The following is a 20,925-nucleotide window of genomic DNA, read 5'->3' as shown; positions in this document are numbered from 1 at the left end:
ATCATGCTATGATAAAGAAGATATTATTCCTTATATCCTGTTTATTCCTGTTTACTGCTATTACGTGCGATAATGAACCTTATGAAGGAGATATAACAGATACTATTGATGATTGTACAATTGCTGCAGAAATTTCTGGGCAGGCCTTAATCGATTTAAATGAGGCTACGGATGATGATGTAAATTTATTATGTCAGGCCTACAGAGACGCGCTTCAAGATCAAATTTTAATATGTGGTGATGAAGATGGGACTCTACAGGCAATAATAGATGACCTTGGTAACTGTGTTCCTGTTTCTGACCCAACATTATGTGATTTGGCTATTGAAGCAACAGCAGCTGCCTTTGAGGAATTTAATGATGCTATTACAACTGAATATGAAGCGGCTTGTATAATTTATCGTGAAACATTACTTAATCAAATTGTTATTTGTGGTGATGATGGGACCCTTTTGGCACTAGTCGATGAATTAGGGAATTGTCAGCCTCAAGCATTTGATGTTGTAGGTGACTGGCAACTTCTCGGGTGGCAGTCAGACATACCACGAGATATTGACAATGATGGTGTGGCTACTAGTGATTACTTAACCGAGATTGATTGTTTTGAAAATGAAACAGCTTCATTTAATGCCGATGGAACAGGGACTTTATATTACCGACAATCTATGGAGGTAGAAGTTAGTTCACCAACGAATGATCCCTCAAATCTCGAATATTCGGTTCAGTGTTTTGAAGATGTCAGAACTTTAGACTTTACCTGGACCCAAGAGGGAGATTCAATTACTGTAACGCTTGTTAGCGATGGTACTGTTTTAGACTTTTTTAGAAATGGCGATATTATATTTATTGCTATGCGCGATTTCTTCGTTGCAACGAGTACCAGTCCAAATGTTGAAGATATTGTACAAGATATTATTTGGGGATATATACAATTTTAAACAAAAAACCACGACCTAATAGATCGCGGTTTTCTGCTATTGGTTAGGGCATTTTTATTTAGTTGCTTATATCTCCAGAACCAGACACCTTAGTATCTTTATTAGTAGGGTTTCCGCTATAAACGATATCTCCAGACCCAGAGACTCTAGCTTTTAATTTTCCGTTGCAAACAACGCTTATATCGCCAGAACCCGATACTGCTGCATCTACATTTGTACTTTCTAATCGACTACCATCAAAATCTCCAGAACCAGCAACACTAGTTTTTAAATTTGTTGTTGACCCTTTAAGCTCTATGTCACCAGAACCGGCCAAACTACTTTGCGTCGATTGTGATGAGATGTTTAAAATGATATCACCAGACCCAGCAAGGGCTACATCAAAATCATTTGACTTAATGGTGCCTTCATTAAAAATATCTCCAGATCCGGCTAAAGAAACGTGCGAAATATCCTTGTATGGTACCGTAATTAATATTGATTTAGTCGGTTTTAAATTAATACCATCTTTCACCTTTACAACAAGCTTATTATCCTTAACTTCAGTTTTAATGTATTCCATAAGGTTCGAATCGCCTTTTATAGTGATTTTACCTTCTGAGCCAGGTACAAGTTTAAAATCCATAGAACCTTGAGCTTTTAGACCATCATAGTCGCCTGTGGATCTTGTAATTGTGGTAATGTCTCCATTTCCTTTTACTTTTTTCCATTTTCCCCACTGAGCAGATGCCAAAGATGTACTCATTATTAATGCCAGTAATACAATCGATTTTAAAGGTTTCATAATTTATGTTTTTAATTGATTTTATAATTTTTTGAACGTAACACTTCCGTATTCAGCTTCTATATTTACAAGATTCCCAGAATTAGCAGAACCAGAATGTCCACTATAATATTTCTCAGATCCGTCTATTTCCTTATTAGTGAAATTAAATCCATCTTCGCCTCTTAATGAAGCGTAATCTAGATCAATATCAAAGTCAAAGCTGTAACCAGAATCATAACCCAATGTAATTCCAACGAATTCTGTATTAATCGTTATGTTATTCGCATTGGATGCAATACGATCTATTTTTATAGCACCATAATCCGCCTTTAGATTGGCATTTTTAAATACATTTCCTAGCCTTAAGGTTAGATAGTCTGCATTTCCTTCAATGTTATTTACATTTTCTACTTTTAATGAACCGTAATCACAGTTATATTTAATGTTTTCTGATACTTCTATAACGGATTTGGTATAGTCTGCATTAAGCTCTAGATTCTTTGTTTTTGCTACGGTAAAACTGCTATAGTCTGCAGAGATTTTCCCTCCATTTATATATTCGAAATAGCTGTTATTGGTGTAATCAAAGTTTAAAACATTATCTGATGCCATTAACTCTTGTGTTGTAACCTTTCCATAATCACAGTTTATTGTTGCACGACCTTCTAGCTTATCTAAATTAATGGAGCCGTAGTCGTTATCTAAAATAACATTATTGGTTACCGGTACTTTTACACGATAATTAACCTCCATTTTGAGTCGGTTGTTGTTGCCCCAATTCCACCATGATTTGGTTTTTTTACCAAATTGGGTTTCAGCAGCTACCCATTCGTTAGAATCGGAGAACTTCACATCTATTTGATCTAAACGATCTTCAACCTTGTCAGCATTATTGCCAGTAACCTTAATGGTAATGTCGAATTCAATACGATTCTGATCCCATGTAACTACATCGATATTACCATAACTATTATTGATTTTTAGTGTAGCGTTAGCATCTACATTAAATGATCTTTGTATTTTTTTCTCCTTAGTTGATTTAGCAATTTCAGGACTATTATTACCCATCACCAATGCTGGTACAAGCAATAATAATGAGATGAATTTAAATTGTATTAGTGTTTTCATCTGTGTTGGATTTTAGTGTTTTTACGTTTTCAATTTGTTCTAAGACCGTGTTAAGGATTTGTATGCGACTTTGAAAGTTGGTTATCATGGCATAGATAACACGTTGGTCTTCATTACTTTCTGTTAAGTCAATTTTTAATTGGTTATAATCATCTTCTAAAAGCTTAAGTTGTAGCATTGCATCCTCAATTATTTTTTCTGTTAATGGAGAACGCTCCTCATTGAGTTTTTTAAGCTCATTATCAATGGTTGTAATAAAGAAATCTTGTGTGCTAGACATTTCTGGAGAAACACTTGCTAAGTCCAAAAGCTCTGGATCATTAGGTATTGTAACAAATATGCTAAGGCAAATGATAACAGAAGCTGCTATTGCAAGCAATGGTTTCCAATTTATGCTTTGAGTCTTATTGGTGTTACCTTGAGAATTGGTCTTGCGGTTTAATTTTGAAATAAAACGTTCTTCATGACCTTGCTGTGGCTCTTCAGTATCGAATTGTCCCTTTAAGTCTTCAAATAAATTATCTAGTAGATCTTTTTCCATAATTTTCTGTTTATACGGCTTGCATTAACTTTTTTCTTAAGCTTTCTTTTGCTCTCGATATAAGTGTTCTGCAATTAGCATATGAAATGTTCATGATTTCACAAATTTCTTCATAATCATAACCTTCAATAAGATGCAACGTTAGACCAAGATTATAATTGGGTTTCAAGGTTTTCATTGCTGTTGTTACTTCTCTTACTTTTTGATTGTTTTGATCATATGATTCAATGCCTCCAGTATCTTCAACTTTATATAAAACATGATCTAAAGGCACTTCGTTTTGCTTGCATGTTTTGTTGTAGTCTGCAATACTATTATTAACTACTATACGTTTTAACCATGCACCAAATAATTTAGTGTCCTCAAGAGAATCAAGCCTTGTAAAAGCGGTTAAAAAAGACTCTTGCATTATGTCCTCAGCCTTATAAGAATCCTTTACAATTCTTAATGCTGTATTATACATTGCTTTGTTATATCTGTTGTAAACCTCGAGTTGTGCACGTTGGTTTCCAGAATTACAGAGCAATAGTAACTGTTCGATATCTTGATTGGTTGATGTCAAAAAAACAATTGCTTTGGTATATAGATGCGTAGTTGCATACAATGTTACAGTTTAATAAAAAAAAGTTTTGATTTATAATTTCTCAATGGCATAAGAATTGAATTTATATATAGAATAGGATGCTAGAATATTATGTAACTTATTGATATTCAGTATAAAATTAGTAATTAATAGAAGAAGTAAAACGCTATTCCGTACTTTTATGTGACAGAATGGCTCATTAAATAATATGAAGAAATCAAATTTTTTAAGTCTTGACAGTTTGTCATTTCAGGATTTTGACGAAAACTCAGAGTTAATTCCTTTAATGACTCCAGAGGATGAAGAGTTGATTAATAATGAATCACTACCAGAGTCTTTACCAATTTTACCATTACGTAATACGGTTTTGTTTCCTGGTGTAGTTATTCCTATTACTGCTGGAAGAGATACTTCAATAAACCTCATAAACGATGCCAACAAAGCGGGTAAAGTTATTGGTGTTGTAGCTCAAAAAGATGAAGCTGTAGAAAATCCGAGTGCTAAAGATATTTATGCGACAGGAACTGTTGCACGTATCCTTAAAGTACTTAAAATGCCAGATGGAAATACAACAGTAATTATTCAAGGAAAAAAGCGATTTAAAATAAATGAGATTATTGCTGAAAAACCTTATTTAACAGCAACAATATCAGATTTACCGCAAACAAAACCTGAAAAGGATAATGAAGAATTTATAGCGATTATAGATTCTATAAAAGATCTTTCACTAGAGATTATAAAGGAAAGTCCAAATATTCCAACAGAGGCCACATTCGCTATAAAAAATATTGAGAGTACCTCTTTTCTAGTAAACTTTGTCTCTTCAAATATGAATCTTAAAGTAGAGGAGAAGCAAAATTTACTGAAGATAAATGATCTTAAAGAACGTGCTCTGGAGACGTTGCGATATATGAATATTGAATATCAAAAACTTGAATTAAAGAACGATATTCAAAACAAGGTTCAAAGTGATATGAACCAGCAACAGCGTGAGTACTTTTTGCATCAGCAGTTAAAGACAATTCAAGAAGAATTAGGTGGTGCTGCATCTTCTGGGCAAGAGATTGAGGAGATGCGTACAAGAGCTCAAGAAAAGAACTGGGACGAAAAAATAAAGGTTCATTTCGAAAAGGAGTTGGCTAAGATGCAGCGTATGAATCCTCAAGTGGCAGAATATTCTATTCAACGCAATTACCTGGATTTGTTTTTGGATTTACCGTGGAATGAGTTTAGTGAAGATCAATTTGATTTAAAACGCGCTAAGCAAATATTAGATCGTGATCATTTTGGTTTAGATGATGTAAAGAAACGTATTATTGAGTACCTAGCGGTTCTTAAGCTAAGGAATGATATGAAATCGCCAATCTTATGTTTGTACGGCCCTCCTGGTGTTGGTAAAACATCCTTAGGTAAATCTATTGCAGAAGCCCTAGGACGAGAATATGTAAGAATATCACTTGGTGGTTTACGTGATGAAGCAGAGATAAGAGGTCATAGAAAAACCTATATAGGCGCTATGCCTGGACGAATTATACAAAGCCTAAAAAAGGCAGGAACCTCAAATCCTGTGTTTGTTTTAGATGAAATAGACAAGTTATCTTCAGGGCATCAAGGTGATCCATCATCCGCAATGTTAGAAGTTTTGGATCCAGAGCAGAACAGCGAATTCTATGACAACTTCCTAGAAATGGGTTATGATTTGTCAAAGGTTATGTTCATTGCTACCTCTAATAGTTTAAATACTATTCAACCTGCACTTCGAGACCGAATGGAAATTATTAATGTAACGGGTTATACCATAGAGGAGAAGGTTGAAATAGCTAAGAGGCACCTTTTACCTAAACAGTTAAAAGAACACGGTTTGGATAGCAAAGCATTAAAAATTGCAAAGCCACAGTTAGAGAAAATTGTTGAGGGTTACACAAGAGAATCTGGGGTTAGAGGGCTAGAAAAGCAGATTGCTAAAATGGTGAGATATGCCGCTAAGAATATAGCAATAGAAGAGAGCTATAATGTGAAGGTATCGAACCAAGATGTTATTGAGGTTTTAGGAAGTCCACGTTTAGAGCGTGATAAGTATGAAAATAATAATGTTGCCGGAGTAGTTACAGGATTGGCTTGGACTAGAGTAGGTGGTGATATCTTATTTATTGAATCCATATTATCTAAAGGCAAGGGTAGTCTTACCATAACAGGGAACTTAGGAAAGGTAATGAAAGAGTCGGCTACTATTGCGATGGAGTATATAAAGGCTAATTCTGATAAGCTCAGCATCAACCCAGAAGTATTTGATAAATACAATGTGCATATTCATGTTCCTGAGGGCGCAACTCCTAAAGATGGACCAAGTGCTGGTGTTTCAATGCTTACATCTTTAGTCTCTCTTTTTACTCAAAACAAGGTGAAAAAGAGCTTAGCTATGACCGGAGAAATAACTTTGCGCGGTAAAGTACTACCGGTTGGCGGAATTAAGGAAAAAATATTGGCTGCGAAGCGTGCAAGAATAAAAGAAATATTACTTTGTGAGGACAATAGGCGAGATATTGATGAAATCAACTCGGATTATCTGAAGGGGTTAACCTTTCATTATGTTAAGGATATGAGTGAGGTCATCGATATCGCCATTACAAATCAAAAAGTAAGAAATGCTAAAAAATTATAAGCATTACAGTATCATTTTTATATTTCTTATAAACGTCTTCAACCTTACAGGACAAGAAGGTCAGTATAAAGAGGTTTTATTAGACGGCAAGCCAGCAAGGCTTAATGTTGCTACTGGTGAAATTACTTTAATTGAAAAACCAAAGGCTAAGCCCAAAACCCTTCTAGTTACTATGGTAATAGACACCATTAAATCAAAGGATCCGGATTTTCATATTGTAAAAGCAGGTGAGACCCTATTAGATATTTCTGAGAACTATGAGATATCTATTAATAAGTTAAGGAAAGCAAATGGTCTGTCCACCACCTTAGTTGATGAGGGCGATAGAATTAGAATTAAGAATCTTCAGGATAGTGTTATTGTTCCTAGTGCAATTAAGCAGAAGAATGTCTTCAATTTTAATTCAGACTATCACACTGTAAAAGAAGGTGAGACCTTATATAGTATTTCTAAACGCTATGACATTGAGATCGAGGAGCTAAAATTCCAAAATGATCTTACAAGTAATATTATTAAGGTAGGACAGCAGATTCAAATTAGGAATTTTGACCTTTCTAATGCCATTAATTCAACAAGTATTTGGGTGGTAAAAAAAGGTGACACACTTTATAGTATCTCTAAGAAAACCGGAACTACAGTCAGTAAACTTAAACATCTCAATGGACTCAAAAATGACGTCATTAAAGTTGGCCAAAAGTTAGTGCTAAAGTAGAATTAAACCCCTTCAAAAAATAAAAAATACATACTCTCGTTTTAAGATAGATTTAGTTATTTTGCAAAATCTATGATGAAAGGGATTACTAGCTTTATTTTGTTGCTATTGGCATTGCCATTGTATGGGCAGTTAGGCGGTGAATCTACTTATCAGTTTCTAAATCTAGTATCTTCACCAAGACAGGCGGCTTTAGGTGGTAAAATTGTGACTAACTTTGATCATGATGTCACTGAAGCTTTGTATAATCCGGCTTCTATAAATGCAGCAATGCACAATCAATTAGCTGTTAATTACTCTAGCTATCTCGGAGGTATAAGTTATGGTACGGCAGCATATGCTTATACATGGGATCGGCATGTACAGACTTTTCATTTTGGTATCTCTTACATTAACTACGGTACCTTTGATGGTTATGATGTAAATGGTGTATCAACTGGGACCTTTAATGGTAATGAAGCCGCAATATCATTAGGCTACAATTATAATATCCCATTTACAGATTTTTATGTCGGTGCTAACCTCAAAATAATCACTTCTTTATTGGAGCAGTACAATTCTATTGGTGGCGCATTAGACTTTGGTGTGATGTACATTAATGAAGATTTAGATTTCCATGCGGCATTAACCGTTAGGAATTTAGGAACTCAATTCACTACTTATGCTGGTGAAAACGAACCCTTACCATTTGAAGTAAATTTCGGGATGTCCCAGACCCTAGAGAACATGCCATTACGATGGCATTTAACATTAGAGAATTTACAAGAATGGCCAATTGGTGTTGCCAATCCAGCAAGAGCTACAACAGATCTCGACGGAAATCAAACACAAGAAGAGGTGAGTTTCTTTAATAACGCTTTGCGCCATCTAATTCTTGGTGCGGAATTATTTCCAGAACGAGGGTTTAATTTAAGAATTGGTTATAACTTTAGACGTTCGGAAGAATTAAGAATTGTAGATCAAAGAAATTTTTCAGGTATTTCTGTTGGAGTAGGAATTAAATTGAATAAAATGAGATTTAGTTATACACACGCAAGATATACAAGTGCTTCAAATACAAGTTTTTTCGGTCTTCAAATAGATTTACAATAAATGCGTAAAATAGTAGTTGCAATTGACGGGTTTTCTTCTACAGGGAAAAGTACAATTGCCAAAGAATTGGCAAAAACTTTAAATTACATCTATGTAGATACTGGAGCTATGTACAGGGCCGTGACTTACTATGCTCTAAAAAATGGGTTGATTACTGATGAAGAATTAAATAAACCATCTTTAATTGAATCCTTAGATAAAATCCATATTTCGTTTAAATATAATAGTGAAAAAGAATTTTCTGAGGTATATCTTAACGGTGAAAATATTGAAGATCAAATAAGAACACTAGAAGTGTCGAGATATGTAAGTCCTGTAGCAACCATTTCCGAAGTCAGGAAAAAATTGGTACAGCAACAACAGCTTATGGGTAAGGAGAAAGGTATTGTAATGGATGGAAGAGATATAGGTACTGTTGTTTTTCCTGATGCTGAATTAAAAATCTTCATGACAGCTAGCGCCGAAACTCGAGCTAAGAGACGTTTTAAGGAGCTACTCGAGCGTGGTCATAATTTAAGTTATGAAGAAGTACTTGAAAATGTTACGACTAGGGATAAGATTGATTCCTCAAGGGAAGATTCTCCATTAATCAAAGCAAAAGGTGCCTTTGAGATTGATAACTCATTTCTTGCCATTGAAGAACAAGTTGAAACGCTCTTAAAACTTGTAGACAGAGCAATAAAAAAAGGCCCTATTATAAAATAGGACCTTAAGTATTGTATCGTTAAAATTATAGATTTGGTATTACCAGCTCTTGGTCTGGATAAATTAAATCTGGATTCTTTAAAATATCAGTATTAGCTGCAAATATCTCTTTGTATTTCATAGTATCACCATAGTAGTGCTTAGCAATTTTCCCTAGAGTTTCTCCAGAAACAACAGTGTGTCTTGCATAAACAGACTCATCTGCTACCTTAATATCTGCTATAATATCTGACGGGCTGTCTCCACCTATTTCTTTAATCTTATCCCAAAGAAGGTTTTTTTCATACTGTGTTGCCGCAGTACCCCAAACTTTTAATTTTCCATCAGCTTCTTCTACTTTTCCATCTTGAATATTTAGTTTTTGACCTAATTCAAGAACATCTTGGTATTTTGTCTTAACCATAATTGAATGATTTTTTAATTGTTAATAGTTATGTAAATATATCAAATTTGGCGCCAATCTATAAGTAATCATCTTACAATTAGGCCTTCAATATGTAAGACACAATAAATCTGTTAAAGTCACATATTTCTTTGAGATCTTAATTGCACATTTTAATATTTAATTTAATTTTAGTCTTGTAAACCTATGCACTATGAAAAAACCTATTTATTTATTGTTAGGACTTGCGCTGTTCTGTACTGCTTGTGATTTTGGTAATGATGATGAACCGCAAGACCCACCTGTTGAAGCCACAATTTTACCTGATATAACTGTAAACATCGATGAAGTATTAAACAGATCACCTGGTTCTGATATTACAGACCTCGTTGATTTTGATCAACCAAGTGGAGTTTCTACCTCAGATTATACTATAGAACTACAATTTGGACAACGTATCATTTTTGATCAGCCTACATCTGGTTTAGGATTGAATCAAGGTATACTATATTCTAGATTATCTTTTTTTGAAGAAAGCCCTACCAGTCCAGGCGTTTTTGATGTACCAGTCGATACATTAGATTTATATGGATCTCTATTTGAGAAAACAGTAGCTGATCCTGGTTCAGGGAATTCGGTTGAATTTCCAGGTGATAACAATCGAAGTTTATCAAGCTTTTTAAACTTAGAAGTTATTGGACAAGACAACACTGAAGAACTCGAATATAAATACACAATTGAGATCGCAATATTAGACGATGAAACTGTTATTGGCTACTACACTATAGATCCTAAGCTAATTATTAGAGCTAACGATTAATTTTCTTAAAACCAACAGAATCTAAGTATCTGCTTTCTCATTATTTAGGTATCTAAATAAATGGCCTAAGGTTTTGCATAAGTCTTAATTTATTGTACTTTTGCAGACCTTTTTGACGGTCTTATGAGAAAGAGAAAAGGAATTTAATTTAAATCAAACTTACTTCTGTAGATTTTCCGTCAGTCTTTCAAAGTATACAGAATACAAATTATTATCAGCGCAATGGCTGAAAAGAAAACAAAAAAAGCTGAGGTTGAAGCAACTGAAGCTACTACAGTTGAAGCTCCAGTAGTCTCTGAAGCTCAAGCAAATCCAGAAAAATTCTTAAAAGAGTTCGATTGGCACAATTACGAAGAAGGAATTGAGCAAGTAGCGGACACAAAATTAGAAGAATTTGAAAAATTAGTATCTGAGAACTTCGTAGACACTTTAGATGACGAGGTAGTAGAGGGTGAAGTAATTCACATTACTGATAGAGATGCTATAATTGACATCAATGCAAAATCAGAAGGTGTAATCTCATTAAATGAGTTTCGTTACAATCCAGATTTAAAAGTTGGTGATAAAGTTGAGGTATTAATTGATGTACGTGAAGACGCGACAGGTCAATTAGTATTATCGCACAGAAAAGCTCGTGTAATTAAAGCATGGGATAGAGTAAACAAAGCACATGATACTGGCGAGATCGTTAACGGTTTTGTAAAGTGTAGAACTAAAGGAGGAATGATCGTAGACGTATTTGGTATTGAAGCATTCTTACCAGGTTCTCAAATCGATGTAAAGCCTATTAGAGATTACGATCAGTACGTAAATAAAACTATGGAATTTAAGGTTGTTAAAATCAACCACGAGTTTAAAAACATAGTAGTTTCTCACAAAGCGCTTATTGAAGCTGACATTGAGGAGCAGAAAAAAGAAATCATTGGTCAATTAGAAAAAGGACAAGTATTAGAAGGTGTTGTTAAGAATGTTACATCATACGGTGTCTTTATTGATTTAGGTGGTGTAGATGGTTTAGTACATATTACAGATTTATCTTGGTCTCGTATTAACCATCCAAATGAGATTGTTGAGTTAGATCAAAAATTAAATGTTGTAATCCTTGATTTTGATGAAAACAAATCAAGAATTCAATTAGGTCTTAAGCAATTATCTAAGCATCCTTGGGAAGCTTTAGGTGAAAATGTTAAAGTTGGTGATAAGGTAAAAGGTAAGGTTGTAGTCATTGCTGATTATGGTGCATTTGTTGAAGTAGAAGAAGGCGTTGAAGGTCTAGTTCACGTAAGTGAAATGTCATGGTCTACACACCTTAGATCTGCACAAGATTTTGTTGCCGTAGGTGATGAAATAGAGGCTGTTATCTTAACTTTAGATAGAGAAGACAGAAAAATGTCTTTAGGTATTAAGCAATTAACACCAGATCCATGGACTGATATTACGGCTAAATATCCTGTAGGTTCTAAGCACACAGGTATCGTACGTAATTTCACTAATTTCGGAGTTTTTGTTGAGTTAGAAGAAGGTATCGATGGTCTTATCTATATTTCTGATTTATCATGGACTAAGAAAATTAAGCATCCATCAGAATTCTGTAATGTTGGAGATAAATTAGACGTTGTCGTATTAGAATTAGATGTTGAAGGTCGCAAGTTATCTTTAGGTCATAAGCAGACAACTGAAAACCCATGGGATAAATACGAAACTGACTTCGCTTTAGGCACATCACATACTGCTGCAATCACTGAGATTGTAGACAAAGGTGCTACTGTTAAGTTTAATGATGATATCGTTGCTTTTATTCCTTCTCGTCATTTAGAGAAAGAAGATGGTTCTAAACTTAAGAAAGGTGAAGAGGCTGAATTTAAGATCATTGAGTTCAATAAAGAATTCAAAAGAGTAGTAGCTTCTCATACAGCTGTGTTTAGAGAAGAAGAAGCTAAAATCGTGAAGAAGGCAGTTAAGAGAGCAGAAGCTCAAGCTGCTGAAGCAAAACCAACATTAGGTGATGCTAACGATGCTTTACAGGCTCTTAAAGATAAAATGGACGGAAAAAAATAAATTCTGAACGTTTACAGATAAACGAAAACCTCTCATAGAAATATGAGAGGTTTTTTTATGCGCTTACATTAATTTGAAACTCTAATTTTTTACATTAACTTTGCCTTCCAATAATGATTGGATATTAGATGAGTCAAAAAGTACTACTCAACTCAAAAGAAGTCAGCATAATTCTTCATAGACTGGCTTGCCAACTTATTGAAAACCATGATGATTTTTCGAATACAGTATTAATAGGAATACAACCTAGAGGTAAGTTTCTTGCTGATAGACTAGCAAGTATGCTTAGAAAGGATTATAAGATAAAGAATATTCAACTTGGCCATTTAGATATAACTTTTTTCCGTGATGATTTTAGAAGAGGAGACAAGCCACTTGAGGCCAATACAACAGAAATAGATTTCATCGTAGAGAATAAAAACGTGGTCTTTATTGATGATGTTTTATATACAGGAAGGAGTATCCGATCTGCACTTACCGCGATACAATCATTTGGCAGACCAAGTAATATTGAGTTGTTGACGCTTATAGATAGAAGGTTTAGTAGGCATCTGCCTATTCAACCTAATTATAGAGGAAGACAAGTGGATGCAATTGATAATCAGAGGGTTGAGGTAAATTGGAAAGAAAAAGAAGGAGATGATGCAGTGTATCTTATTAATAAGTAGAACTGATATAAGAATAAATAAAGTATGAGTGAATTAAGTGTAAACCACTTATTGGGAATAAAGTATCTCAAAAAACAGGATATTGATTTAATTTTTGAGACGGCCGATCAGTTTAAGGAGGTTATTAATCGTCCAATTAAAAAGGTTCCATCACTTAGAGACATTACCATTGCTAATTTATTTTTTGAAAATTCTACACGTACTAAGTTATCATTTGAACTTGCCGAGAAAAGACTATCAGCAGATGTTATAAATTTTTCTGCCTCCCAGTCATCAGTAAAAAAAGGAGAGACTCTTGTAGATACAGTAAATAACATCTTGTCTATGAAAGTAGATATGGTTGTTATGAGACATCCAAACCCTGGAGCTGGCGTATTTCTTTCAACACATGTAAATGCAAGTATTATAAATGCTGGTGACGGAGCACATGAGCACCCAACACAGGCACTCCTAGACTCTTATTCCATAAGAGAAAAACTAGGAGAAGTTAAAGGAAAAAATGTTGTAATTGTTGGAGATATTCTTCATAGCAGGGTGGCCCTATCAAATATATATGCTCTAAAACTTCAAGGTGCTAATGTAATGGTTTGTGGGCCAAAGACATTACTCCCTAAGTATATTAAGGATTTAGGCGTAAAAGTTGAGACTAATTTAAGAAAGGCTCTTGAGTGGTGTGATGTAGCAAATATGCTTCGTGTTCAGAATGAGCGTATGGATATAAGTTATTTTCCATCAACAAGAGAGTATACGCAACAATTTGGAGTCAATAAAGAGTTATTAGATAGCCTAAAAAAGGACATTGTAATTATGCATCCTGGGCCAATAAATAGAGGTGTTGAGATAACAAGCGATGTTGCAGATTCTAAACAAGCTATAATTTTAGATCAGGTTGAAAATGGTGTAGCTATTAGAATGGCTGTTATTTACTTATTAGCATCTAAAATAAAGCAATAGGTTATGATTGAGGATAGAGATGGAAATATTACAATAATCACCCAAGAAAAGGCTTCTGTGAAAACGCTTGTAAACAGCATAGAACAAGCTTATCATAAGTTTAAAGATTATCATCTCATTATTAATTTATCTAGTGTAGATAAGATTGGGCTAGAAGATATCATTGAGTTTTTAAAAATAAGTAACACACATAGAGGAGATAAAAAGTCTTTTGTTGTGGTTTCTGATAAAGTAGATCTTGATGAAATGCCCGATGAAATAGTTGTTGTACCTACTTTACACGAAGCTTACGATATAATTGAGATGGAGGATATTGAGCGTGATTTAGGATTTTAAATCATGAAACTTACAATATTAGGATGCCATAGTGCGACACCAAGGACAAACACCAATCCGACTTCACAAGTTCTAGAAACTCAAAATCATATGTTCCTTATTGATTGTGGAGAAGGAACCCAAGTTGAGCTTAGACGACACAACATTAAGTTTTCTAGAATTAAGCATATTTTTATTTCTCATCTTCATGGTGATCATTATTTTGGTTTAGTAGGTTTAATAAGCACTTTCCGTCTTTTAACACGTGAGACAGAACTTCATATTTATGCACCAAAGGGACTAAAAGAGGTGATAACGCTTCAAATGAAACTCTCGGATTCATGGACAAATTATCCCTTAATTTTTCACGAATTAGAATCTAAGACATCACAACTCATTTTTGAAGATGATAAAGTACAAGTTTACACCGTTCCATTAGATCATCGCATTTATACTAATGGATTTTTGTTTAAGGAGAAAGTTGGAGAGCGAAAATTGGATATTAATGCAGCTGTTGACGCAAAAATAGATAAAGCATACTTCAGGAAGTTAAAGCTAGGTGCAGACGTGTATAATGAAGAAGGTCGTCTCATTAAAAATACTGAGGTAACTAAAGATCCTGTTAAACCAAAAAGTTATGCCTATTGTAGTGATACAGCTTATTCTGAAGCATTAGTTCCATTAATTAAGGATGTAGACGTCCTCTATCACGAATCTACGTTTCTTAATAAAAACGAAGATCTTTGTAAATCAACTAAACATAGTACCGCAAGGCAGGCGGCAATAATTGCCCAGAAAGCCAACGTAAAGAAATTAATCTTAGGGCATTATTCTACACGATATAAAGATTATCAGCTTTTTAAATCTGAGGCGCAAGAGGTATTTAGTAATGTGGCTCTAGCACAAGATGGAATTTCATTCGAATTTTAAACTGTTTTTTAATCATTTATTTAAGTAATATCTTTGTATCACTATGGAAAAAGACTTAAGTAATTATAGAAAATCCTATGAAAAAGGTGCTTTATTATTAGATAATGTACCTGAGAATCCGTTAGAATTATTTAGAGATTGGTTTATTGAGGTCGATACGCACTTTAATGTAGAGGAAACTAACGCCATGACAATATCTACATTAGGAATTGATGGTTTTCCTAAAAGTAGGGTAGTGCTTCTTAAAAAGTACACTTATGAAGGATTTATTTTTTATACTAATTATGATAGTGAAAAGGGCAAAGCCATAGAAGCTAATCCCAATGTATGTCTTTCATTTTTTTGGCATTCGGCTGAGCGACAAATAATAATAAAAGGTCGAGCTGAGAAAATTGCTGACAATTTAAGCGATGGTTATTTTGAATCTCGACCAAGAGGAAGTCAATTAGGTGCTATAGTTTCAAACCAAAGTGAACCTATAAAAGATAGAAAGATTCTCGAAGACCGTCTTAAGGAATTAGAGGCTTCTTATGAGGGCAAAGACATTCAACGTCCAAAGAATTGGGGAGGTTATATCGTAAAGCCTATTGAGTTAGAATTTTGGCAAGGAAGGCCTAATAGACTTCATGATCGGATACGTTATCAATTACAAGGAGATTTTAATTGGAAAATAGAACGACTATCTCCTTAATTGTTTGAAAAACCGATATAATGCATAATAAATCTGTTGAAATGCGTTAAAATTTAAATCCATATTGCATTTCATCGATAATTTGCAATAAAAATCGACAAAATACATGTTGTTTGTCGATTTTAACATTTACTTAACAACACTAGGGTAAGTAGGCAATTAAATTAGTAATCCCAAACTAAAATAACCTACTTATGAAAGTATCTAAAGCATTGCCATTATTGGCTATAGTTGCATTTTTAGGCTTTACTTCTTGCTCTACAGAAAGTGCTGTAGATGATAAAATTAACTCCATTGAAGTTCCTGTTGCACCAGAGGCAAAACAAATTGAAATTGAAATCATGGAGCTTATTAATGAATACAGAATTCTAGAAGGGCTTAATCCGTTAAACGAGCACAATATAGTTAAAGCCGTTGCTTTTACGCATACAGACTATATGGTTGAAGAAGAAAATGTATCACATGATAATTTCTTTCAAAGAAAGCAAAGTTTACAGGCTAATGCTGCAGCTAATGTTGTTTCAGAAAATGTAGCTTATGGATTTAGTAATGCTGAGTCTGTAGTTAATGCCTGGTTAAATAGCCCAAGTCATAAAGATAATATTGAAGGAGATTTTACAGATTTCGAAGTTTCCGCTGAACAGAATAGTGAAGGTAAATGGTATTTTACTAATATCTTCATAAAGCGTTAAACCGCTTAAAAAGTTGATTAATAGCAAGAAAAAAGCCACATTACTGTGGCTTTTTTCATTGGATGCCATTCATACTAATTCCAACCTAAATTTATTATTGCATTAAGACTAATACTCTTTAATTTATTGTGAAAAGTAATCTATTTTAATTTAAAGTGATGAGTAATCTATTTCAAGACCATTTAAAGAGCTTGAATGATCCATTTCAGGATCATTTAAGAGCTTTGTCAATTTAACTGTAGTTTCCTATATAAGGCAAAAAAAAGTGAGCTTCATAGCTCACTTTTAATATAATTTGAGGGTTAAATTATTCTTTTACGATGTAGAAGTAAGATCTTCTATTTAATTGATGCTCTTCTTCAGTACATTCTACTTTATTAGCACACTTATTAAGTAGTTGCGTTTCACCGTAACCAATTGCGCTTTCGATTCTATTTTTGTCTATACCTCTAGAGACAATATAATCTCTTGTCGCTTTAGCTCTACGGTCAGATAATTTCATATTATATCTGTCACCACCTCTACTGTCGGTATGAGACTCAATTTTAATAACCATTTCTGGATGTTTTCTCAAGACATCAACTATATTTTCAAGTTCGTACTGAGCGTCTGTTCTAATATTCCATTTATCAAAATCAAAGAAAATAGGATTAATCACAATCTGGTTATCTATAATTAATGGAACCAGTTGTAAATCTACTGAATTAACTTTGTCGTTCGTATTATCTATAGCAACACTCTTTTTATCTTCTTTATAATCAAGCTTTGTTGCAACTACAGTATAGGTTTGATCACAATCTACTGTAAACTCGTAGTTATTGGAGTTTTCTGTATTTAACTCATTTATTACTTTACCAGTTTCATCAATCAATCTGATATTTACACCAGTTAAGGCAATACCAGTTTCAATATCTGTGATGTTACCTGAAATTACCTGTTTACATTCTGTGATATTAAAGCTGTAAATATCATCACCACCAACACCATTTGGTCTATTTGATGAGAAATATCCTTTTTCAGTTTCAGAATCAATAAAAAATGCAAAATCGTCGTATCCACTGTTATATGGTGCACCTAGATTTTCAGGTTCTTCACGTTCGCCCTTTAATTTATTTGATTTAAAAATATCTAAAAGACCTAGATTTAAGTAACCGTCTGAAGAAAAATAAAGTGTATTGTCCTTTGCAATAAAAGGGAACATCTCTCGTCCTTCTGTATTAACGGTTTCACCAAGATTCTCTGGTTCACCATAAGTACCATCATCATTAATGGTTACTGAGTAAATGTCGGTTTGTCCGATACCACCTTCGCGATCAGAAACAAAATATAGTATTTTATTGTCTGGGCTTAACGCTGGATGTCCAGTCGAATAAATCTTGTCATTAAATGGAAGTTCTACAATATCAGTCCACGTATCATTAACGAGACTTGCTTTATATATTTTTAAATGAACTGTTCCTTTTTTATCATACCCTAATCTATTTCTCTTATTAACATTGTCGCGCGTAAAATAGATAGTTTTTCCGTCATTGGTTATAGCGATAGAAGCCTCGTGAAAATCTGTATTTATATCCTCTGAAGCAATTTTTGAAACTTCACCATAGTTTACAGAACCTAAGGTATCATTTACACTTAATTGAAATAAATCTAAAAAGGGTTCTTTATTCCAACTATAAATTTCACCTTCATTGCCTCTTGCTGAAGCAAAATATAAGACATCGTTAAACAAATAAGATCCAAAATCGGAGTTCTCTGAGTTAAACGGTAAGTTTTCGATATTTACAACTACCTCATATTTGTTGGTAAGCATGTTGTAAAGATCTACTTCATCAGGATTATATCCCTTTAATCTACTATCTCCTAATTGGGCAGCACTAAGTTCTTTAAACCATTTATCTGCTTCTTCATAATTACCAATACTTCTTAGCGATTGGATGTATTTATATAAATATTCAGGAGCAATGTCTTTATGTTCTTGTAATGCTAAACCATACCAGTACGCTGCTTTCTCAGATTTTGAATTATTATAATAAGCATCACCAAGTCTGGTTAGTACATGTGCACTGTTATCACCTTTTTCATAAGCTTTCTCATAGAGTTCAATGGCTTTGAAGTAATTGAAATTTTCAAAAAATTTGTCAGCTAACTTCTTTTGTCCAAAAGATAACGAGCAACTTAATATAAGTATGAGAACGGATAGTTTTGTTTTCATAATACGTTTCTTTTTAGAAGTATCTAGGTGATTTAATTCGTTTACTCTTAAATACTTCGAACATAAGTAATACTTCATGTGTTCCACTAGTATAAGGTCTTAAATCCGAAATAGGATATTCATAGGCATATCCAATGCGTAATTGTTTGGAAACCTGAAAATCTGCAATACCACCAATGGCTGCAGCAGATTGATTAATTCTATAGCCACCACCTATCCAGAATGTTTCATTGAACAGAAAATTCGCTGAAATATCCAATGATAATGGAGCTCCATTAGTAGCTTTCAATAAAACAGAAGGTTTTAGTTTTGTCGTTTCACTGAGATCAAAAACATAACCACCAGTAAAATAATAACTAACACGTTCTAAAGCAACATAATCAATAGTACCACTACCACCATTATTGTAATCTGTATTTAATATACGTGGTGCGGAAAGACCTAAATACCATCTTTGTGAATGCCAATAAATACCAGCCCCAACATTTGGACTCCATCTGTTAGAAACGTCATTAAAAAACGGATCATTAACTACAGATGGGTCATTCAATAACTCTTCATCTAAGCTATAGTGGGTAAATCCACCCTTAATTCCGAAAGCTAGTTCAGAGTTTACACCTGTTCTAATGGTATATGAGAAATCACCGTAGATATAGGAAAAATTCTCATACCCAAGTTTATCATTAATAAAAGATAAACCAATTCCTACTTGTTCGTTACGCAATGGCGAATGAACCGATAGTGTCTGTGTCTCTGGTCCACCTTCTAGACCAACCCATTGACTTCTGTGCAAACCAACGGCACTAAAAGTCTCTCTACTACCAGCATAGGCTGGATTTATAGAGATGGTATTAAACATGTATTGAGTAAACTGTGGCAATTGCTGTCCAAAGGACGCACTTATACCAAGCACAATAACTACAATACTTAAAAATCTGTTTAGTTTCATTGGTTAAGTTTATTTATTTGTTGCAACGTAGATAGGACCAGCAAATGGTTCTAATCCACTATTTCTTAAATTAATAACGTAATAGTATGTTCCTGTTGGGACTTTTCCAGCAACACCTATTGATGAATTATGTGAGTCACCATTCCAATCATTCTGATAGTTATTAGACTCATAAATCTTAGCACCCCAGCGATTGAAAATCTGAAGCTCAACTACGAATCCACAATCCTCAACACCAGAAATTGTAAAGAACTCATTGTAGTTATCACCGTTTGCGGTTACTGTTTTTGAGATTTCAACATTATCCTTACCACATGCCAATACAACACACTCATCATCAATTGTTAAGTTTACTTCAACTTCTTTTGGACATGGTCCATCTGTAATAGAGTACATAAAGGTATACATACCAACATCTACAGTTGATGGATCAAATAAACTTCCATTCACGGTCGCATCTCCTGAAACAACACTCCAAGTTCCATCCATACTGAAATCTCCAGATAATAAATCAAATAGATCAAATTCAGCATCTAGAATACATCGACTACTATCAAAGGTATTGATTACATTGCTAATTTCTACAGTTACATTTTGAGTAAATATAGCTTCGTTACCACAATCATCAACAACAGTCCATGCTCTGATTATTTCGTAATCTTCAAAGTCATTTGCCTGTGTTGAAACTTCCTCAAAAGTTACTTCAATATCAGTTGAACAAGAATCTTCAAATACTAATTCCGGAATTTCAGGAATATCATCACAAGCAGCAGTTACATCCTCATCAAATGGAGTAACTAAAGCAGGTGGTGTTGTATCTTGTACTGTTATAATTTGTGTATGTAATGTATCATTACCACAAGCATCAGTAGCAGTCCAGGATCTTGTAATTATATAATCACCAACACATGCACCTTCATCTATAACTTCTTCAAATGTTACTGTTGCGTCACCACAATTATCTGTAGCCTGTAAATCATCAGCATCAGGAATCTCATCACACTCTACTTCAATATCATCAGGTAAGTCTGAAGTGAAAGTAGGAGCGGTGGTATCCTCTAAGGTGATTGTCTGAACTAAAGTTGTATTGTTATCACAAGCATCAGTAAGTGACCAAGTACGTGTAA

Annotated in this window: 21 protein-coding genes; 13 read left to right on the top strand and 8 right to left on the bottom strand. The window is 34.0% G+C overall.

What is annotated here, in order from left to right; all coding sequences use genetic code 11:
* Positions 1-8: 8 nt before the first annotated feature.
* Positions 9-938 carry a hypothetical protein gene (locus ACRHOC_RS07490; RefSeq protein ID WP_431157980.1) on the top strand — a complete coding sequence of 310 codons (930 nt, stop codon included), beginning with the start codon at positions 9-11 and terminating at the stop codon, positions 936-938.
* 58 nt (positions 939-996) lie between these two features.
* On the opposite strand, the gene ACRHOC_RS07485 is transcribed toward ACRHOC_RS07490, so the two are convergent.
* The 4 genes from ACRHOC_RS07485 to ACRHOC_RS07470 are packed head-to-tail and all read right to left on the bottom strand — an operon-like array spanning position 997 to position 3,935.
* Complete coding sequence (locus ACRHOC_RS07485) at positions 997-1,722, bottom strand: head GIN domain-containing protein (protein ID WP_431157979.1); 726 nt, start codon at positions 1,720-1,722, stop codon at positions 997-999.
* 21 nt (positions 1,723-1,743) lie between these two features.
* Positions 1,744-2,832, bottom strand: coding sequence for a hypothetical protein (locus ACRHOC_RS07480; protein ID WP_431157978.1), 1,089 nt, complete (start codon positions 2,830-2,832; stop codon positions 1,744-1,746).
* Positions 2,810-3,373 carry a hypothetical protein gene (locus ACRHOC_RS07475; protein WP_431157977.1) on the bottom strand — a complete coding sequence of 188 codons (564 nt, stop codon included), beginning with the start codon at positions 3,371-3,373 and terminating at the stop codon, positions 2,810-2,812. The genes ACRHOC_RS07480 and ACRHOC_RS07475 overlap by 23 nt, the downstream gene beginning before the upstream one ends.
* A gap of 10 nt (positions 3,374-3,383) precedes the next feature.
* Positions 3,384-3,935 (bottom strand): RNA polymerase sigma factor, encoded by a 552-nt coding sequence (locus ACRHOC_RS07470; RefSeq protein WP_431158431.1) that lies wholly within the window; start codon positions 3,933-3,935, stop codon positions 3,384-3,386.
* A gap of 229 nt (positions 3,936-4,164) precedes the next feature.
* On the opposite strand from ACRHOC_RS07470, the gene lon reads away from it, so the two are divergent.
* The 4 genes from lon to cmk all read left to right on the top strand — a co-directional run bounded on the left by lon (position 4,165) and on the right by cmk (position 9,127).
* Positions 4,165-6,618 (top strand): endopeptidase La, encoded by a 2,454-nt coding sequence (lon, locus tag ACRHOC_RS07465; RefSeq protein WP_431157976.1) that lies wholly within the window; start codon positions 4,165-4,167, stop codon positions 6,616-6,618.
* Positions 6,602-7,330: a LysM peptidoglycan-binding domain-containing protein gene (locus ACRHOC_RS07460; RefSeq protein ID WP_431157975.1), complete on the top strand. Its 729-nt coding sequence runs from the start codon at positions 6,602-6,604 to the stop codon at positions 7,328-7,330. The genes lon and ACRHOC_RS07460 overlap by 17 nt, the downstream gene beginning before the upstream one ends.
* Positions 7,331-7,402: 72 nt before the next feature.
* Positions 7,403-8,422, top strand: a complete 1,020-nt coding sequence (gene porQ / locus ACRHOC_RS07455; protein WP_431157974.1) for a type IX secretion system protein PorQ — start codon at positions 7,403-7,405, stop codon at positions 8,420-8,422.
* On the top strand, positions 8,423-9,127 hold the full coding sequence (cmk, locus tag ACRHOC_RS07450; RefSeq protein WP_431157973.1) for a (d)CMP kinase: 705 nt from the start codon (positions 8,423-8,425) through the stop codon (positions 9,125-9,127).
* 25 nt (positions 9,128-9,152) lie between these two features.
* On the opposite strand, the gene ACRHOC_RS07445 is transcribed toward cmk, so the two are convergent.
* Positions 9,153-9,530, bottom strand: coding sequence for a LysM peptidoglycan-binding domain-containing protein (locus tag ACRHOC_RS07445; protein ID WP_431157972.1), 378 nt, complete (start codon positions 9,528-9,530; stop codon positions 9,153-9,155).
* Positions 9,531-9,723: 193 nt separating this feature from the next.
* Here ACRHOC_RS07445 and ACRHOC_RS07440 point away from each other — a divergent pair, with 193 nt between their 5' ends.
* The 8 genes from ACRHOC_RS07440 (at position 9,724) to ACRHOC_RS07405 (ending at position 16,637) form a co-directional block, all read left to right on the top strand.
* Positions 9,724-10,329: a hypothetical protein gene (locus ACRHOC_RS07440; RefSeq protein ID WP_431157971.1), complete on the top strand. Its 606-nt coding sequence runs from the start codon at positions 9,724-9,726 to the stop codon at positions 10,327-10,329.
* A 222-nt stretch (positions 10,330-10,551) separates the two neighbouring features.
* Complete coding sequence (gene rpsA / locus ACRHOC_RS07435; protein ID WP_431157970.1) at positions 10,552-12,387, top strand: 30S ribosomal protein S1; 1,836 nt, start codon at positions 10,552-10,554, stop codon at positions 12,385-12,387.
* 128 nt (positions 12,388-12,515) lie between these two features.
* Entirely contained in the window at positions 12,516-13,055 is a 540-nt protein-coding gene (gene pyrR / locus ACRHOC_RS07430; protein ID WP_431157969.1) for a bifunctional pyr operon transcriptional regulator/uracil phosphoribosyltransferase PyrR, read from the top strand.
* A 24-nt stretch (positions 13,056-13,079) separates the two neighbouring features.
* A complete protein-coding gene (locus ACRHOC_RS07425) occupies positions 13,080-14,009 on the top strand; it encodes an aspartate carbamoyltransferase catalytic subunit (protein WP_431157968.1) in 930 nt (309 codons plus the stop codon).
* 3 nt (positions 14,010-14,012) lie between these two features.
* The gene (locus ACRHOC_RS07420; RefSeq protein ID WP_431157967.1) at positions 14,013-14,345 is read left to right on the top strand and encodes a ribonuclease Z; all 333 of its coding nucleotides are present in this window, start codon (positions 14,013-14,015) and stop codon (positions 14,343-14,345) included.
* A gap of 3 nt (positions 14,346-14,348) precedes the next feature.
* A complete protein-coding gene (locus ACRHOC_RS07415; protein ID WP_431157966.1) occupies positions 14,349-15,254 on the top strand; it encodes a ribonuclease Z in 906 nt (301 codons plus the stop codon).
* A 43-nt stretch (positions 15,255-15,297) separates the two neighbouring features.
* A complete protein-coding gene (gene pdxH, locus ACRHOC_RS07410) occupies positions 15,298-15,945 on the top strand; it encodes a pyridoxamine 5'-phosphate oxidase (protein WP_431157965.1) in 648 nt (215 codons plus the stop codon).
* 194 nt (positions 15,946-16,139) lie between these two features.
* On the top strand, positions 16,140-16,637 hold the full coding sequence (locus ACRHOC_RS07405; RefSeq protein ID WP_431157964.1) for a CAP domain-containing protein: 498 nt from the start codon (positions 16,140-16,142) through the stop codon (positions 16,635-16,637).
* A gap of 307 nt (positions 16,638-16,944) precedes the next feature.
* Here ACRHOC_RS07405 and ACRHOC_RS07400 read toward each other — a convergent pair whose 3' ends face one another.
* The 3 genes from ACRHOC_RS07400 to ACRHOC_RS07390 all read right to left on the bottom strand — a co-directional run.
* The gene (locus ACRHOC_RS07400) at positions 16,945-18,849 is read right to left on the bottom strand and encodes an OmpA family protein (protein ID WP_431157963.1); all 1,905 of its coding nucleotides are present in this window, start codon (positions 18,847-18,849) and stop codon (positions 16,945-16,947) included.
* A gap of 13 nt (positions 18,850-18,862) precedes the next feature.
* On the bottom strand, positions 18,863-19,798 hold the full coding sequence (locus tag ACRHOC_RS07395; RefSeq protein ID WP_431157962.1) for a PorP/SprF family type IX secretion system membrane protein: 936 nt from the start codon (positions 19,796-19,798) through the stop codon (positions 18,863-18,865).
* Between the two features lie 9 nt (positions 19,799-19,807).
* On the bottom strand, positions 19,808-20,925 hold a 1,118-nt coding region (locus tag ACRHOC_RS07390; protein ID WP_431157961.1), incomplete at its 5' end, for a gliding motility-associated C-terminal domain-containing protein.

The organism is Winogradskyella poriferorum, from assembly GCF_050618035.1.
Taxonomy (GTDB): domain Bacteria; phylum Bacteroidota; class Bacteroidia; order Flavobacteriales; family Flavobacteriaceae; genus Winogradskyella; species Winogradskyella poriferorum_A.
This window is presented reverse-complemented; position numbering and strand designations above follow the sequence as displayed.

Coding starts and splice junctions, on each gene's coding strand:
- ACRHOC_RS07440 (WP_431157971.1), top strand. CDS start 9,724: ATGAAAAAACCTATTTATTTATTGTTAGGACTTGCGCTGTTCTGTACT.
- ACRHOC_RS07445 (WP_431157972.1), bottom strand. CDS start 9,530: ATGGTTAAGACAAAATACCAAGATGTTCTTGAATTAGGTCAAAAACTA.
- ACRHOC_RS07395 (WP_431157962.1), bottom strand. CDS start 19,798: ATGAAACTAAACAGATTTTTAAGTATTGTAGTTATTGTGCTTGGTATA.
- ACRHOC_RS07490 (WP_431157980.1), top strand. CDS start 9: ATGATAAAGAAGATATTATTCCTTATATCCTGTTTATTCCTGTTTACT.
- ACRHOC_RS07425 (WP_431157968.1), top strand. CDS start 13,080: ATGAGTGAATTAAGTGTAAACCACTTATTGGGAATAAAGTATCTCAAA.
- pdxH (WP_431157965.1), top strand. CDS start 15,298: ATGGAAAAAGACTTAAGTAATTATAGAAAATCCTATGAAAAAGGTGCT.
- porQ (WP_431157974.1), top strand. CDS start 7,403: ATGATGAAAGGGATTACTAGCTTTATTTTGTTGCTATTGGCATTGCCA.
- ACRHOC_RS07485 (WP_431157979.1), bottom strand. CDS start 1,722: ATGAAACCTTTAAAATCGATTGTATTACTGGCATTAATAATGAGTACA.
- ACRHOC_RS07405 (WP_431157964.1), top strand. CDS start 16,140: ATGAAAGTATCTAAAGCATTGCCATTATTGGCTATAGTTGCATTTTTA.
- ACRHOC_RS07400 (WP_431157963.1), bottom strand. CDS start 18,849: ATGAAAACAAAACTATCCGTTCTCATACTTATATTAAGTTGCTCGTTA.
- ACRHOC_RS07415 (WP_431157966.1), top strand. CDS start 14,349: ATGAAACTTACAATATTAGGATGCCATAGTGCGACACCAAGGACAAAC.
- rpsA (WP_431157970.1), top strand. CDS start 10,552: ATGGCTGAAAAGAAAACAAAAAAAGCTGAGGTTGAAGCAACTGAAGCT.
- ACRHOC_RS07475 (WP_431157977.1), bottom strand. CDS start 3,373: ATGGAAAAAGATCTACTAGATAATTTATTTGAAGACTTAAAGGGACAA.
- cmk (WP_431157973.1), top strand. CDS start 8,423: ATGCGTAAAATAGTAGTTGCAATTGACGGGTTTTCTTCTACAGGGAAA.
- pyrR (WP_431157969.1), top strand. CDS start 12,516: ATGAGTCAAAAAGTACTACTCAACTCAAAAGAAGTCAGCATAATTCTT.
- ACRHOC_RS07480 (WP_431157978.1), bottom strand. CDS start 2,832: ATGAAAACACTAATACAATTTAAATTCATCTCATTATTATTGCTTGTA.
- lon (WP_431157976.1), top strand. CDS start 4,165: ATGAAGAAATCAAATTTTTTAAGTCTTGACAGTTTGTCATTTCAGGAT.
- ACRHOC_RS07420 (WP_431157967.1), top strand. CDS start 14,013: ATGATTGAGGATAGAGATGGAAATATTACAATAATCACCCAAGAAAAG.
- ACRHOC_RS07460 (WP_431157975.1), top strand. CDS start 6,602: ATGCTAAAAAATTATAAGCATTACAGTATCATTTTTATATTTCTTATA.